The 14711-nt window shown below is 36.5% G+C and carries 14 protein-coding genes; 4 read left to right on the top strand and 10 right to left on the bottom strand.

Annotation, left to right across the window (positions count from 1 at the left end; translation table 11 throughout):
• Positions 1-37: 37 nt before the first annotated feature.
• The 3 genes from rluD to Q9M50_14645 are packed head-to-tail and all read left to right on the top strand — an operon-like array spanning position 38 to position 2510.
• Positions 38-982 (top strand): 23S rRNA pseudouridine(1911/1915/1917) synthase RluD, encoded by a 945-nt coding sequence (gene rluD, locus Q9M50_14635; GenBank protein ID MDQ7091850.1) that lies wholly within the window; start codon positions 38-40, stop codon positions 980-982.
• On the top strand, positions 954-1700 hold the full coding sequence (gene pgeF, locus Q9M50_14640; GenBank protein ID MDQ7091851.1) for a peptidoglycan editing factor PgeF: 747 nt from the start codon (positions 954-956) through the stop codon (positions 1698-1700). Before rluD ends, pgeF begins: the two co-directional genes overlap by 29 nt.
• Complete coding sequence (locus tag Q9M50_14645) at positions 1701-2510, top strand: ZIP family metal transporter (GenBank protein MDQ7091852.1); 810 nt, start codon at positions 1701-1703, stop codon at positions 2508-2510.
• 47 nt (positions 2511-2557) lie between these two features.
• Here the strand turns inward: Q9M50_14645 and Q9M50_14650 are convergent, their stop codons facing one another.
• From Q9M50_14650 to metH, 8 genes are all read right to left on the bottom strand, one after another.
• A complete protein-coding gene (locus Q9M50_14650) occupies positions 2558-4093 on the bottom strand; it encodes a HAMP domain-containing sensor histidine kinase (protein ID MDQ7091853.1) in 1536 nt (511 codons plus the stop codon).
• Entirely contained in the window at positions 4090-4593 is a 504-nt protein-coding gene (locus Q9M50_14655) for a Rab family GTPase (GenBank protein MDQ7091854.1), read from the bottom strand. The genes Q9M50_14650 and Q9M50_14655 overlap by 4 nt, the downstream gene beginning before the upstream one ends.
• Positions 4590-6530 carry an OmpA family protein gene (locus tag Q9M50_14660; protein MDQ7091855.1) on the bottom strand — a complete coding sequence of 647 codons (1941 nt, stop codon included), beginning with the start codon at positions 6528-6530 and terminating at the stop codon, positions 4590-4592. Before Q9M50_14660 ends, Q9M50_14655 begins: the two co-directional genes overlap by 4 nt.
• Before the next feature lie 9 nt (positions 6531-6539).
• The gene (locus Q9M50_14665; protein MDQ7091856.1) at positions 6540-7082 is read right to left on the bottom strand and encodes a hypothetical protein; all 543 of its coding nucleotides are present in this window, start codon (positions 7080-7082) and stop codon (positions 6540-6542) included.
• Between the two features lie 270 nt (positions 7083-7352).
• Positions 7353-8138 carry an AAA family ATPase gene (locus Q9M50_14670; GenBank protein ID MDQ7091857.1) on the bottom strand — a complete coding sequence of 262 codons (786 nt, stop codon included), beginning with the start codon at positions 8136-8138 and terminating at the stop codon, positions 7353-7355.
• Positions 8139-8167: 29 nt separating this feature from the next.
• Positions 8168-8674 (bottom strand): hypothetical protein, encoded by a 507-nt coding sequence (locus tag Q9M50_14675; protein ID MDQ7091858.1) that lies wholly within the window; start codon positions 8672-8674, stop codon positions 8168-8170.
• Positions 8671-9756, bottom strand: a complete 1086-nt coding sequence (locus tag Q9M50_14680; GenBank protein ID MDQ7091859.1) for an AAA family ATPase — start codon at positions 9754-9756, stop codon at positions 8671-8673. The genes Q9M50_14675 and Q9M50_14680 overlap by 4 nt, the downstream gene beginning before the upstream one ends.
• 29 nt (positions 9757-9785) lie before the next feature.
• A complete protein-coding gene (gene metH / locus Q9M50_14685; protein ID MDQ7091860.1) occupies positions 9786-13457 on the bottom strand; it encodes a methionine synthase in 3672 nt (1223 codons plus the stop codon).
• Between the two features lie 107 nt (positions 13458-13564).
• Between metH and Q9M50_14690 the strand changes: the two genes are divergently transcribed.
• Complete coding sequence (locus tag Q9M50_14690) at positions 13565-13747, top strand: DUF2970 domain-containing protein (protein MDQ7091861.1); 183 nt, start codon at positions 13565-13567, stop codon at positions 13745-13747.
• Positions 13748-13754: 7 nt separating this feature from the next.
• Here the strand turns inward: Q9M50_14690 and Q9M50_14695 are convergent, their stop codons facing one another.
• Positions 13755-14207 (bottom strand): transposase family protein, encoded by a 453-nt coding sequence (locus tag Q9M50_14695; GenBank protein ID MDQ7091862.1) that lies wholly within the window; start codon positions 14205-14207, stop codon positions 13755-13757.
• Positions 14179-14673, bottom strand: a complete 495-nt coding sequence (locus tag Q9M50_14700; GenBank protein ID MDQ7091863.1) for a transposase family protein — start codon at positions 14671-14673, stop codon at positions 14179-14181. The genes Q9M50_14695 and Q9M50_14700 overlap by 29 nt, the downstream gene beginning before the upstream one ends.
• Positions 14674-14711: the final 38 nt, after the last annotated feature.

Genomic DNA, 14711 nt, shown 5'->3' on the forward strand with positions numbered 1-14711 from the left:
TTGATGTACGAGTATAACTTAAATTATAGAGATAATCATGGCGATATTAACAGCAACGATTCCCGACGAAATGGCAGGGATGCGTTTAGATCAAGTCCTTTCTTCAGTTTTTTCAGATTATTCACGGAGTAAACTCCAAACGTGGATAAAAGCGGGACGTGTTACCGTGAATGGGCAATCTCTAAAAGGGCGGGCAAAAATAGATGGGGGCGAACAAATCTGTTTAGATGCCGAACCTGAAACTATTTTAACCTGTGAAGCTGAAAATATTCCGTTATCCATTATTTTTGAAGATGATAGCCTCTTAATTGTCAATAAACCCGCGGGTCTTGTGGTTCATCCTGGTGCGGGGAATTGGACGGGAACCTTGCAAAATGCGTTACTTTATCATAATAGTCAGCTTAATGTTTTACCCAGAGCGGGTATTATTCATCGGATAGATAAAGATACCAGTGGTTTACTGATGGTGGCTAAAACATTAAAAGCCCATCACAGTTTAAGCGATCAATTACAAGCACGCACGATTGAACGTGAATATTTAGCCATTGCGCGGGGCTGGATGACCGCAGGTGGTCGGGTTAATGAACCTATTGGGCGACACCCGCGTGATAGAATTCGCTATACGGTTAGAGATGGGGGCAAAGAAGCAGTCACACATTACCGTCTTGTACAGCGTTTTGAACGCCATAGTTTTATTCGCGTTAAACTGGAAACGGGACGAACCCATCAAATTCGCGTTCACATGGAGCATTTACATTACCCTCTCGTGGGCGATCCTCTGTATGGCGGGAATTTTAGACTCCCTGCTAATTGTTGTGAAAATTTAGAAAAACAGTTAAGAGCCTTTAAGCGACAAGCGTTACATGCGGTAAAATTAGGGTTAATTCATCCCGTTACCAATGACTATATGGAATGGGAACAAGCCTTACCTGATGATATGCAAGCGTTATTAGATGCGCTCACAGAAAATGAACAACCCTAGTTATTTAATCCCTGACTGGGGACTTCCGCCAACGATTCATGCCGCGATGACCTTACGTCAAGGCGGGGTGAGTTCAGCTCCTTATACGTCTTTAAACCCAGCGACTCATGTCAATGATGCGTTGGAGGATGTCATCCTCAATAGAAACCGTATTAAAACGCTATTAAATCTACCCAGTGAGCCTATTTGGTTGAATCAAACTCATGGAACTCAGGTTATTGATGCGGGTGCGATTGATCTGAATCCTAATGCGGATGCTAGTTTTACCGCCATAAAAAATAAAGTCTGTGCGGTTTTAACGGCAGACTGCCTGCCTATACTCCTTTGCTCAAACGAGGGGCATAAAATTGCCGCCATTCATGCGGGTTGGCGAGGTTTATTAGCGGGCATTATTGAAAAAACCCTTGATTCAATGCAAACAACACAGGTCTCTGTCTGGTTAGGGGCAGCGATTGGCCCTTGCTGTTTTGAAGTCGGCCTTGATGTCTATACCTTATTTGTGGCTAAAAATAAGCAGTTTAGTTCCGCATTTACGCGAAAATCCTCTCAAAAATATTTAGCCGATATTTATCAATTAGCCCGCATTGATTTAGCATTAAAAGGGGTTAATGCTATTGATGGCGGTCATTTTTGTACCGTTTGCGATTCAACTCGCTTTTATTCCTACCGTCGAGATCAACAAACAGGACGTATGGCTACTTTAATTTGGAAAGACTAAATGAATACTTTATTACTTATTATTATTTTTACGGCATTAGGAGGCGTTTTAAGTGTTATGGCGGCTAGCTTATTTTTACTCTTACCTGATAAGCAACGTAATCGTATTTTACCGCATGGCATTAGTTTTTCGATTGGAGCCTTATTAGCGGTTGCTTTTTGGGGGTTAATTCCTCATGCGTTTGAAGAACTCAAACCCTCAGAATTTCAAAGTTTATCTGCAACGATTTTAGTCGGAATTTTAAGCTTTTTTATTTTAGAAAAATTATTAATTTGGCGGCATTGTCATCATGGGGAGTGTGACGCTCATAATGAAGGTCATGAAAGTCATGAAGTAAAAGACCATCAAGCTGCGGGGACATTAATTATTATTGGGGATGCCATTCACAATTTTGTGGATGGGGTTTTAATTGCCGCCGCTTTTTTAACCGATGTGCAGTTAGGGATTGTGACCAGTCTTGCTGTTGCCGCCCATGAAATTCCACAGGAAGTGGGTGACTTTGCTATTTTATTAGAAAGTGGTTACAGCAAAAAAAAAGCCATTATTTATAATGTGTTAGCCAGCCTTGGAACCGTGGTTGGTGGACTTTTAGCCTATTTTAGTTTGGAAAATTTACATGATAAATTACCTTACTTTTTAGCCCTAGCCGCCTCAAGTTTTATTTATATCGCGGTGGCTGATTTGATTCCTTCCTTGCATAAGAAAACCGATATAAAAACCTCCTTACAACAAATTGCCTTAATTCTAACAGGCGTTTTACTCATTTGTACCTTACATGACATGGCGCATACCTTAGGAATTGAAAGCTAATCATTCCATTGTCACCCATAAGCCTTAGCGATGTGTACTTTACATCACTAAGGCTCAAGAATATCTAATAGCTGATTAAAATCAAACGGTCGAATAAGATAATCCTCAATATAGGTTTGCTCTAAAACGTATTTGATTGCAAACGCATCTGTATGCTTTTCAAAAACAGCCAGTGTTGCTTTGGGTTTAATGTGTTTTTCTAATAGCTGTAATTGTCTTAATTTACCAGCAACATCGTTGTTATCAATATCAATTAACATGAATGTTATTTCATTATCAATCGTCAATGACCCCATATCTTCACCATGACGGTAGCCAATCAGTTCATAACTTGGATAGGGTGTTAGAAGGTTACATAATAATTCAAAATGAATAATGTCATCATAAAAATAAATTAATCGCTGGGGGGTATAATAATTATTCCTACCATAACAATGAAAACTTAAAGGAAAATCAACATAAAAAACACTGCCTATATTGAGTTCACTTCGCACACTTAATGACCCTGACATTAACCCGATTAATCGTTTACAACCACTTAACCCAATGCCATCGCCTTCTATTAGTTTTTCTTGCTCTGAGTCTAAGGATCTAACGAAAGGCTGAAAAATATGATCTATTTTATCCTCTGTAATTCCAATTCCCGTATCTTTAATACAAATTCGTAATTTTTCATTTACAATTTTATAACGAACAATAATACAGCCATTTTTTCGATTATATTTAATCGCATTATTAATTAGATTAATTAGAATCTGTTTAAAACACTTACGATCCACCTGAATTTTTACAGGATGTTGAATACGGTTAATAAGTTTAATGGATTGTTTTTGAGCAATAGGCTCTAATAAATTTAAACAGTCTTGGGTGATTTCATCAACAGCAACTGACTCCGTAGAAAGTTCTATATTTCCATTTTCAAGTCGAGCGACTTCTAAAATTTCATTAATTAACCCAGTCATATGCGTTCCCGCACCTAACATATTATTAACACAATCCCGTTGTTTTTGGTTAAGCTCGCCAAAAATACCCGCTTCTAAAAATTGAGCGAAGCCTAAAATAGCCGACAGTGGGGTGCGTAAATCATGGGTGATATACGATAATAATTTAGTTTTAGACTCATTTGCCATTTCAGCCTGTTTTTTTCGGGCTTCGAGTTCTTGCTGTGTTTGCCGTAATAATTCAATATTTTTAGATTGTTGCAGATTTAACAACTCAATATTATGGCGTTCTTGTTGTAACGCCTGACGCTGTTGAAATTTTTCACTGACATCAATAAAAAGGATATAGGTTTCATCTTTTGCGGGCAAAATATGAATATCAGCAACCACCCCGTCTTCAAAATTAACAAAATCTAAAATAAAAACATCATCATTCTCATCACAAGAAAACCAGCCTTCTAAAAAAATTAACTTTTCGCTGATATTATCACTCAGATGTAAATTTTTTAAACCATAATGTTCAATATCAGAATGCCAACTTTTTATATGTCCTTGACAATCAAAAGTTATGTAGGCAAATTTACCTGCCCCTAACCATAAACTGGATAAATAATTTTGTATAGATAAGGGTAAGTTCTTCATAAGGCTAATGCGTTACTTAGTAAGTTAAAGGCTTCTTCGACTTGTTCACCACTTTTAGCACTGGTGAAAAAAATTTGAGTTTCATCGGCATTTAAGCGAGATAAGTGTTCATTATTGATTTCCCATTGTTCTTTTATATCCACTTTATTAATTAAAGCCACAAAAGGAATATCCCCTAATAATTGCAAAATATTATGCTTAATATCTAAAGCGGCTTCTAAAGTACTCAGTCGAGTCCCATCAATGACTAATAAAAAACCCGCTGCCCCGCGTAAGTAAGTTTGAGATATTTTTTTAAAGGCATTTTCACCTGCAATATCCCAAATAATAAGTTTAACTTTTAATGCGTCATTCAGCGTTACTAATTTGGTATCCATTTTTACACCGACGGTGGTTAGATATTTTTCCGAAAATTCATTTTTCACAAAACGTCCGACTAGACTGGTTTTACCCACACCAAAATCACCAAGGACACAAATTTTTTTCTGTAGTATTTTCATTTTTTCGTTTGTTTTTCCTGAGTAAAAATGACCGCAAAATCAACTTTACGTTGTAATTTATTGCCTCGCCGTGATTGTGATAACTCACTAGCAATAATCATTTCAATAGATATTGAATGTTGTTTTAAATAGTTAATAATTTTTTCAGCCCGTTTTTGTCCTAAGGCTGTATTGTATTTTGTCGAATTTAATCCATCCGTATGACCTGTAATCACAAGATACATGGTTTGATCTAATTGATTACTTAAGCTACCCATTTCTATTATTAGGTTAACGGAGTTAAGTAAATCTTTAGATTGTTTTTCAGTGAGCTTAGCCCCATCCGTAAAATAAATAGCTTGGTTTTCAAGTTTTTCAGTCAACATTTTAAGTTGTTTTTCTTCAATAATATCCAGTTTATCCACGTTGTAATCTGTAATAAAACTCAGTTTTGCTATGTTTTCCTCTAAGGTATTCCGCCATGCAATGGAGGAGATACCTTCTAATTTTAACGCGCCTTGATTAAAAAAGACATTAACCGTTTCAGGAACCTTCAATTGTTGTGTAATAAAGTACGGGTAATTTTGTAATTGTTGGTAATCAATCGCCGTTACGCCACTTAAAACGGGGGTAATCGTGGTTAAATTATTAATCCATGTTTTATCGGCAACACCTGTTAAGGTTAATAAGGTATCGTCTAAATGTACATTCACTAAAGGCGGAGCGTGTAACGTTTGTTTTAAACGTTGCTCAACAATAGCAGGGGCTAATGAATGATAAGCCTGCCAGTCAGTGGTGACTTCATCCGTTTGTAAACTTGATTTTTCAAGCAGTTTATCAGGATGAATAATTAAGGGGTCATAGAGTCCTTTTATCAATAACTCTCCATTTTGAAGTGCATTATAGGTAACGATAATACCGTGTTGTTTTTGCAATAACTGTAAATAATTTTCACGCCGCTGTTCAAATTTCCAGTTATCATAGCTCCAATAACCGATGACTATAAAAATCAATAAGAGCGGAATTAAAATATAACGTCCTGAAACAGATGATTTTTCATCCCCTTGTTTTTGTTCAGATAATAAACATTTTTGTAAGTCCGCATCAATCACTTCAAGAGGCTCACTATCCCCTTCAAATTTAGTTAATAAACGAATGTGTTGTTGGTGAATATTGCCTAAAATAGTCTCAAAATGATCTCTTAATGAATAAGGTGGAATACCTTGAATCACGCAAGCAAGCATGGCATAAGCTCCGCGATCTAAATAAACCGTGTAATCCCCTATCTCCACCGTATCTAATTTTTCGGTTTGATTAACCGAAAATGAATCTTGGGTAAAATCTTGAATAGCGGTAAGCATTGCAGAAACCGCATCACTATCGCGTATTTCATCAATCCCTTCATTAGACACATGACGTAACAATAAACCCGTTTCCCGATGAATTAAAAAAGCTTGTTCAACCCGATAGGCTAATGTATTTCGTAAAACGATTTCACGATAAGGCATTCCTGTTCGCCATGCCTGAAAATGCCAACTGAAACGATTAATCGATAACCCTTGTTCAATCGCTGAGTTTAAAGATTGCATCACCTCTTTAAACGCTTCTGCAATTGATTTTTTAATCATCGGCAGAATAACAGGATAAAGCGCGTCCACATAAAGCTCAGGTTCTCGGTGAACCGATTCAATTAAACAGGTTTGTACCGTATCATGGAGTGCTTCATCTAAGGAATCTCGTAATGATTCATTATCCGCTTGTCGTATTGCTTTGGGTAAGGCTAACGCAATTTTTTTAGCAAGTGCTTTAGGGGTTTTAAAATAAAATTCTAACGCCTCAAGCCTATGATCCTCTTCAGAGGTTAGCAGATTTTTTAAAACATCATAACTTTTTTGTTCAATACGATAATTAAAAGGAAGCTCCTCCTCTTTAATTTTCGCATCGTTTTGTTCAGTCACAGGACAAATTTAAAGATTATCACTAGCAAATAATGAAGCAATGCTGGCTTTATCAATTTTAGTTTTTCGCAAAATATCCAACTCTTTTTCAATTAAAGCATTCGTTTCTTCACGTAATTGATGCAAGTTCTGACGTAACCCTTTAACGTTTTCATGCTCTTGATTACGAAGTTTACGAATCTCATCCAAACTTTTATTTTCTAATTCATCTAAACGTTGATTCAATAAATCATCCGCTTTTTTCAACGAACTTTCCATAGAAGATAAACTTTTTTGACGTTCTTTTTTCTCAAGATCCAGCTTATCACTTAAGGTTTCAAATTCGCGTTGAATCAGGTTTTCTAAGGACGACATTCGCTGTTCCATATCGTCTCGTAAATGCGCAGATTCCTTGCTTAGGTTGACTTCTAACGAACTAAAACGGCTATTATTTTTACGCATTTCTGCACCAAAAAGAATATCACGAATTTTATTAATATTTTGCGCGCCATCTATATCAATTTCGGCAGGAATATTTTCTATTTTATCGGTCGGTGTTATTTTATTTGTCATATATAGGGTAGCAATAAGGTATTTTTAAGGCGTTATATTAAAATTTTCTAAAATTCCATCTCATTCATCAAGGCTTGCATCACTAATGACTAAAATTTTGTGTCATTTTTTATGTTAAATAGCCACCTTGGCATTTAAAGTATCGGTTAATAGTTAATGTGACCATAAAGAGGCCTCCCGTAATTTTTAAAGCGGCAGCGGCGTCTTAAGGGTTTAAATCTTCACGTTGAATGTTTTCAATCAATGTAATCGTCATGATTGCTTTTTTATCTAATTGTACAGCTTGCCAACGTTATTCTCTTTTTTAATTAATTCAACGGCTAATTCAAGATAGGCTGATGTAACCTGTGAACTTTTATCATACGTTAAAGCAGGAAGCCCATGACTAGGAGCTTGGACTAAACAAATATTTCTAGGAATGGTTGTCGTAAATACTTTATCAGCAAAATATTCAATTAATTGCGCCGAAACATTTTGTGTTAAATGACTGTGGTTATCAAACATTGTCCGCAAAACGCCTTCCAAATGTAACTTAGGATTAATTGTTTCTTTAATCGTTCTAATGGTACTTATTAATGCGGTTAAGCCTTCCAACGCATAATATTCACATTGCATCGGAATCAAAACACTTTTCGCGGCAACCATAGCATTGAGAGTTAACCTATTTAAGGAAGGAGGGCAATCAATCAGAATATAATCATATTTATTTTTAATCGGTAAGAGCGCGTCAGCTAAACGATGTTCTTTATTTTTTACATTCATTAACTCGACTTCTGCATCCGTTAAATCAGCATTTCCCGCAATAACCGAAAAACCAAGTTCCTCATTAGTAATGATAATTTTAGAAATAGGCGTGTCGTTTAATAATAAATCACAACTGCTGTAGTTTATTTCGTTTTTATCTACACCACACGCCATTGAAGCACTGCCTTGTGGGTCAAAATCTATAAGTAAAACTTTCTTTTTTTCAAATGCTAAAGAAGCGGCTAATTTTACGGCTGTTGTAGTTTTACCGACCCCTCCTTTTTGATTACTAATCGCGATTATTTTAGTCATGAATTTATTTTAACTGTTCGAGATAATTTTTATAGGACAAACGCATTAAGTTCAGAATCTTGTTCACGCGCTTTTAATGCTTGATGTCGTGTCCAAATATGAATTTTACAATTTGATACTTTATATTGTTTTTTTAAATGCTCACATTCAGTAATAATGCTTACATCCGTTAAACCAAGTTGCTGTTGTACAAACTCGTCACTAAACCGATTGATAACACGACATAAATCCTTAATAAAATCTGAAACTGAATCCGCATTACTACAAGGGGTAATAAAAAAGGGCAGTTCATCATCTAAACATTGTTCGATTAAACCGTTAAAATTTTTAATGACGGTTGAACGATTTTTGGCATCGGCAATATGATTCGCAAATTCAAATAAAACAGGAATAGGAAAATAAAACTGACTTCCTGCCTGTTGCTCTTCTGAAAATTTTTCTTTAATCTTTGTATGAGCGTCTTCGTCCCAATCTTTACCGACTTTAAATAATTCCAATAAATAACTGGTATCAATGACAAACATTCGCTGGCTCATTCGATAGACTCCAACCAACTTTGCATTTTTTCTTGTCGTTTTTCTTCAAACTTTGGATCTAAGTATTGCTCTATAACATTTCGGGTGACTAATCCGCCTAAGTTACCTTTTTGTAATAAAACCTCAACATGAGGTAATTCAAAAAATGGGGTTAATTTTGCCGATTGAGTCTCTTTATCATAATGACAAATAACCACAGAACTTAATTGTTCACCTTCTAAGCCATCTAAAGTTGCTGAATTGTGAGTGGTAATCAGAGTTTTTAGATTTCGACGATGACTGGTTTCCCAAATTGCATTAAGTAAAACCTGAGTTCTTGATGCATGAATACCATTGTCAATTTCTTCAATAATAACTCGTGAACCCTCGAAGACAGTTTCTAAGGCTGTAAGAATAGCTAAAGCGCGAAGCGTACCATCGGATAATAATTTGGCATTAATCACTTCCCCATTAGGATATTTTAAAGCAAATAACACATCACTATCATCAGACGTTGTTATAAATTCAAAACTAACAAAAGATTCTTCAGGAAGCTCTTTAATGCGTTCTAAAATACTTTGCAGTATATCGGGCGTATTTTTTTGTAGATGATATAACACCGATGAAATATTTGCCCCATTTTTACTGAGTTGCTTTAATCCTGTCAGCGAATATTGACGCATGAGTTGTGGGTAAAAATCATAAAAAAAAACATGGTCGTATTCAGCTAAATAGCTTGATATGCCCTTTATTACATTATCAATTGGTTTAAAACTCGATTCTTGAGAAATCTCAGGTTTTAAATTAACCTGAATAACATAGCGAACATTTTTACTATCAATTTCATCTTTAAAGCCAATTTCAAATGTATGATGTCCTTGACGAAAGCAACCCTGTATTCCTCCTCGAACTTCAAATTTATTACCTCGCTCAATATCGGTAATTTCATAAGGCTCGACATTATTCATTAGCCAAACAGATAATTGCACACCCTCAATCAAATTAGACTTCCCTGACCCATTTCGCCCAATCAACAGCGTCATCGGTTTGGATAAATCAATCTCAACATCAGCAAAGTTTTTAAAATTCTTAAACGTGTGCATTTTTTATCCTAAGATTGAAGGCGTATAAATTAATGATGCAAATGTGCCGCTAACCAACGCTTGGCTACGTCTTCCGTCATGCCTTTACGACGCGCATAATCACTTAACTGATCTTCTGCAATCTTACCTACATTAAAATACCGTGACTCTGGATGAGCAAAATACCAACCACTGACTGCGGCTGTCGGGTACATGGCATACGATTCTGTCAATTCTATACTTGTATTTGTGGTTACATTTAATAACTCAAATAATTTTTCTTTTTCAGTATGATCTGGACACGCAGGATAACCGGGTGCAGGACGAATACCGCGATAAGATTCCCCAATTAAATCCTCATTACTATGCGTTTCATCATCAGCATAGCCCCAATGATCTTTTCTAACCTGCTGGTGCATATATTCCGCAAAAGCCTCGGCTAACCTATCCGCCAACGCTTTCAACATAATCGAACTATAATCATCATAATCTAATTCAAACTCGGTTAACTTAGCTTCAATACCAATACCTGTGGTGACCGCAAAGCCTCCCATATAATCGGTCTTATGGGTCTCAACGGGCGCAACAAAATCCGCTAAACAAAAATTTGCTTGTCCAGGGGCTTTAATATTTTGTTGACGCAAATGATGAAGCGTCTCTGAAACTTCATCTCGACTTTCATCCGTATAAATAAGAATATCATCCCCTTGACTATTGGCTGGGAAAAAACCAATCACCGCCCGTGCGGTTAACCACTTTTCAGAAATAATTTGTTTTAACATCGCTTGCGCATCATTAAATAAATTTTGCGCTTCTTTACCGACTAATTCATCGGTTAAAATTTTCGGATAGCGACCTGATAATTCCCACGTTTGAAAAAATGGACTCCAGTCAATATACTCAGCTAACGTTGCTAACGACACGTTATCAAAAACTTTTTCCCCTAAAAAAGCAGGTTTCACAATTTCAGTGGCGTTAATTTTATGTTTATTTTCTCTGGCTGCCGTTAAATTATGCTGTTTAATCGCCGCTTTACGCCCTTTATGACGCTCTCGAACCTTGTCATAATCACTACGAATCTGATCAACATAACCGTCTTTTAAAGTATCACTTAATAACTTACTCACCACACCAACACTGCGCGACGCATCGGTGACGTAAATACTTGATCCCTTATAATTCGGTTCAATTTTAACCGCCGTATGCGCTTTAGACGTGGTTGCTCCGCCAATTAACAACGGAACAGTAAACCCCTGACGCTGCATTTCTTTCGCCACATGCACCATTTCATCTAATGACGGCGTAATTAAACCACTTAAACCAATAATATCAACCTTATGTTCACGCGCGGCTTTCAAAATCGTATCAGCGGCAACCATGACTCCTAGATCAATCACTTCATAGTTATTACACTGCAAAACCACGCCGACAATATTTTTACCAATATCATGCACATCACCTTTTACCGTGGCCATTAAAATCTTGCCATTACTGCGAATTTTACCGTCTTTTTCAGCTTCCATATACGGCATTAAATACGCGACTGCTTTTTTCATCACCCGTGCAGATTTAACCACCTGCGGTAAAAACATTTTACCCGCGCCAAATAAATCCCCAACCACATTCATGCCATCCATCAATGCGCCTTCGATAACATGTAAGGTTTTTTCCGAGACTAAGCGGGCGGCTTCGGCATCTTCTTCGACATAATCGGCAATGCCTTTTACCAGCGCGTGTTCCAAACGTTTATTAACTTCCCACGTTCTCCATTCTAAATCTTCTTTTTTAGAGGCACTCGTGCCATCACCTCGGTATTTATCAGCCAACTCTAATAATTTTTCAGTTCCTTCTCCATGACGATTTAACACCACATCTTCAACGGCATCACGTAAATCCGTGGGAATATCAGCATAGATAGCCAGTTGTCCCGCATTCACAATCCCCATGTCCATACCGACATGAATGGCATGATATAAAAAGACCGCATGAATCGCTTCACGAACGGCGTTATTGCCTCGAAAAGAAAACGAGACATTAGAAACCCCGCCTGAAATCATGGCGTGGGGTAAGGTTTTTTTAATTTCTTTCGTGGCTTCAATAAAATCAACGCCGTAATTATTATGCTCATCAATGCCAGTGGCTATGGCAAAAACATTCGGGTCAAAAATAATATCTTCAGGCGGAAAACCCACTTGTTCGGTTAATATTTTATAAGCCCGTGTACAAATTTCTATTTTGCGAGCTTTGGTATCCGCTTGACCTTGTTCATCAAAGGCCATCACAATCGCCGCCGCCCCATAGCGACGAATTAAGTTGGCTTGCTTAATAAAATTAGCCTCGCCTTCTTTGATTGAAATGGAATTAACCACGCCTTTGCCTTGAATACATTTTAAACCCGCTTCTAAAATATCCCATTTAGATGAATCCAACATAATCGGCACTTTGGCAATATCAGGTTCGGCGGCAATTAAATGTAAAAAGCGGACCATCGCCGCTTTAGAATCTAACATGCCTTCATCCATGTTGATGTCGATAATTTGCGCGCCATTGGCCACTTGGTCGCGGGCAACCTCTAAAGCAGTTTCATAGTCTTCTGCAATAATTAAGCGTTTAAATCGCGCTGAACCTGTAATATTAGTGCGTTCACCAATATTAATGAATAAGCTATCTTTCGTAATGCTCATCGGCTCTAAGCCTGCTAAATGGCATTGCTTTTCTAAATTTGGAATTTTTCGTGGCGGATGTTTTTCAACGGCGTTAACAATCGCAGTAATGGTGGCAGGGGATGTACCACAACAACCACCAATAATATTTAAATATCCATTGGCGGCCCAATCGCCAATTTCAGCCGCCATTTGTTCAGGAGTTTCATCATATTCACCAAATTCATTGGGTAAGCCTGCATTCGGGTGCGCTGAAATATAGGTATCCGCAATCGTCGATAATTCTTCAATATATTGACGTAATTCGGTTGCCCCTAAAGCACAGTTAAAACCGATTGAAATGGGGTTAATATGTCGTAAAGAATACCAAAATGCAGCGGCGGTTTGTCCTGATAAAGTTCGCCCTGAAGCATCGGTAATCGTGCCTGAAATCATCACGGGGTATTTTTCCCCGCAGGTTTCAAAAAATTGATCGACGGCAAAAATAGCCGCTTTCGCATTAAGGGTATCAAAAACGGTTTCAATTAGAATAATATCCGCGCCGCCTTCAATCAATCCTTTCACCGCTTCAGTGTAGGCGATGACTAAATCATCAAAATGAATATTTCTAAAACCTGGATCATTCACTTCGGGCGACATGGATGCGGTACGATTAGTCGGCCCTAAAACGCCTGCAACAAAACGCGGTTTGGCGGGATTTTTTGCGGTGACTTCTGCACAGGCTTCTTTTGCCAAACGTGCCGATTCAAAATTAATTTCATACGCTAACGAGGCCATTGAATAATCCGCCATCGCAATCGTGGTTGAATTAAAGGTATTGGTTTCAACAATATCTGCGCCTGCATCTAAATAGGCGATATGAATGTCCTTGATGATATCAGGCTGGGTTAAGGATAATAAATCATTATTACCCTTTAGATCACTGTCCCAGTCTTTAAAGCGTGTGCCTCGATAATCGGCTTCTTCGAGCTGATAACTTTGAATCATTGTGCCCATTGCGCCATCTAAAAATAGGATGCGTTTGGATAATTGATCTTTTAATAATTCGTGAGTAGTCATAAGGTACAAGCTCTATAGAATGTAAGGAGATAAGTTAAATGTTGCTTAAAGGCTTAAGCAGGATATATTATAATTTTCTAAAATTATTGAATGAGGAGAGACTAGTTATGTCAACATCTACTTTTTTTCAAGTGGTTAAAAGCGTTCTTGCTGCGTTTATTGGGGTGCAAAGTAAAACCAATCAAGAACAGGATTTTACGAATGGTAAGCTATCAAGCTATATTTTTGTAGGAATTATAACGACTATTTTTTTTATTATCAGCTTAATTGCTATTAGACTTGTTCTTTAAGAAGAAGTTAATATATCATGTTAAAATTCCATAGGATAGCCGCTAAAAAAGAAAATAAATCTTTTACACCTTCTTTTTTATTTCTAAACTTGTCAACTAGGCATCTATATCTTTTCATTCCACCGATTACATGCTCAACAATGACTCTTTCACGACTCATATCTTTGTTTTCTTTTTTTTGATTTTCTGTTAATGTTGGGTTTGGATTATGCTTAGATTTATTTGGTTTTTTATGAGGAATATTTACCGAATTAGTTTTATATTCATTATTAAACCCCAAATAACCTAAATCAATAAATATATTAAAATTACTAAACCAATTTAATTCTGGATTAAATTCTTTTTTAAACATTCCATAATCATGATTTTTACCTGGAAAACTAACCCCAATATATAAAATTAAATGACCTAAAGAAGCTATAGTGGTATTTTTAATTGTATGCTGTTTTGTAAAATTCATTTTGTTCTTCATAGTCACTAGGGCGTTGTACAGCACGCTCTGTAGTATCTATTATCAATGTTTGAACTCCGCCAAAAGCCTGCTGCATTTCTTCAGGGGTTGAAAAACTTGTTGCAGGTAAAACATTAAATATATCTAACGTCTTTATTAAAATTGGAAATAATTTGTATACATGAGTATGGGCGCATGATTTATTCATATTAAAAGAAAACCCTAAGTGATCGAAAGTAGAATAACACTTCATATAATTTAATATAAATAATAATTTGTCTGCGGGTGTTTTTAATGTGCTATCTAAACCACTACCGTATTTTCTTTCTTTATTTTCATGTTTTTCTTTTTGATCTTCAATAAGGGTCTTTTCAAATAGAGATAATAGTAAAATAAAATGTTCTGTTTTTAATCCTGTTAAAGCTCTTAACTGTCTATCATCATAAATTCTTGGTAAAATTTCTTTTATTTTCATGTTATACTTTGATTTTTATTTTTTATAGAAATTTATTA

Source organism: Methylococcales bacterium (assembly GCA_030949405.1).
In the GTDB taxonomy this organism is placed as follows: domain Bacteria; phylum Pseudomonadota; class Gammaproteobacteria; order Methylococcales; family Methylomonadaceae; genus WTBX01.